The following is a 1,988-nucleotide window of genomic DNA, read 5'->3' on the forward strand; positions in this document are numbered from 1 at the left end:
ATCCCCCTCGGGCGCTGGCGCGGCCGCGGCCGGGGCGGCCTCGGGCCCGTTCGCCCTGGCGTCCCGGTCCTCGGAGGTGTTCTGGTTCAGATTGGAATCTGACATAGCCTGGTGCTCCCTCCCTCACTTGAGTGCGGTGAGTGTCGTTTTCCTCGTCCCTCCGTCGCATGCGTACTCGCGCGAACTCCTCTATACGCCCGCGCTGCGACGGCGGTTTTACACTCGGTTCGATCCCGTTCTTGGCTCCACACAACGGTACCCAGTATGGAAGCGCCGACGAAAACGCCCTCCCCTCTTTGAGGGACTTTTCGCCCCTGATCGGCGAGTTCCCCAAATTACCCTCAAAGAGGGTATACCCTGACCGCCCGCATCGGCATACTGGCGAGCGACGAATGTTGTCAGCACTCGTGTCGCACCCGCAGGTTCCCACACAACACCGAACCTCAGTAATCTATCCAAGATTTGGAGATGCAACATGGCTGACGAAACATCGTATGGATGGGCCGGTAAGATCCTCCGCGTCAATCTGAGCACGGGCTCGATCACGACGCAGCCGACCGACCCTTACAAGGAGTACATCGGCGGCATGGGCTTGGCCAACAAGATCATGTACGACGAAGTGCCCGCCGGCACCGATCCCTTCTCCCCTGAGAACAAGGTCATCTTCGCCGTCGGCCCCCTGACGGCCTCCGGCGTGCCCCTGGCCGGCCGTACCACCATCTGCTCGCTGTCCACGTTCACCAAGGACCACCTCGTGGTGGACGCCCACTGCGGCGGCATGATCGGCGCGAAGATCAAGCTGGCCGGCTGGGACGCCATCGTGATCGAGGGCGCGTCGGACAAGCCCGTGTACCTGAACATCGTCGACGACAAGGTGGAGATCAAGGACGCCAGCTTCGTGTGGGGCATGGGCACCCGCGAGGCCACCGAGGCCCTCAACCGCCTGGAAGGCGTCGAGTCGTGCGTGGCCACCATCGGCCCCGCTGGCGAGAACCTGCTGCCCTACGCGGTCATCATGAACTCCCGCAACCACTCGGCCGGCGCCGGGACGGGCGCGGTCATGGGCTCGAAGATGGTGAAGGCCATCGTGGTGCAGGGCAACGGCAGCGTGCACGTGAAGGACCCGCAGGCCGTGGCCGACCTGTCCGACTACATGCTGCGCGAGGTCATCGGTTCCAACAACAACCACGTGGTGCCGCAGACGCAGCAGGAATGGGCCGAGTTCTACGACGAAGGCTCCCGTTGGTCGGCGCGCAAGGGCCTGACCTGGGGCATGGCCGAGGGCGAGCCCATCGACGTGGGCGAGCCGAAGCCCGGCGAGCTGAACACCGTGGGCTACCGCTGCATGAAGTCGGTGTACGACCTGGGCGAAGTGGCCGAGAAGTACACCATCAAGATGGACGGCTGCCACAGCTGCCCCATCCACTGCTACTCCGACCTGCGCACCGAGCGCACCGGCGAGCTGGGCGGCAAGACCGTCTCGGGCAACACCTGCGCGGCCAACTTCCCGTTCAAGTACATGAACGGCATCCTGAAGACCGACATCAAGGAAGACACCGAGTCGGGCATCGTGTGGAACACGCTGATCGGCACCACCATCGACGAGCTGGGCCTGTGGTGCAACTATGCCCAGCTGTGGCGCGACCTCGCCCATTGCATCAAAGCCGGCGTGTTCGACCGCGTCCTCCCCGAAGAGGAGAAGGCGAAATACGACTGGCAGCGCATCTACGATGACGACCCCACCATCATGGTGGAGCTGCTGCACGACATCGCGCAGAACGACTCCGAGATCGCCCACATCGCCTACGGCCCGTATCACTGGACCGAGCGCTGGGACGACGCGGGTTGGTTCGACCAGCAGCCCAGCCAGCTGATCAACTACCGCGGCTGGCCCGTGCACCACGCCATCGAGTGCTTCGGCCAGGTGGGCGGCGTGTACAACATGATGTTCAACCGCGACGACATGATCCACTCCGCCGTGAACTTCC

1 protein-coding gene is annotated in these 1,988 nt (G+C 63.9%); it reads left to right on the forward strand.

Going from position 1 to position 1,988, the window contains the following annotated elements:
- Nucleotides 1-475 precede the first annotated feature (475 nt).
- On the forward strand, nt 476-1,988 hold a 1,513-nt coding region (locus H8S61_RS17200; RefSeq protein WP_186939849.1), incomplete at its 3' end, for an aldehyde ferredoxin oxidoreductase N-terminal domain-containing protein.

This window comes from Eggerthella hominis, assembly GCF_014287365.1.
Lineage (GTDB): Bacteria > Actinomycetota > Coriobacteriia > Coriobacteriales > Eggerthellaceae > Eggerthella > Eggerthella guodeyinii.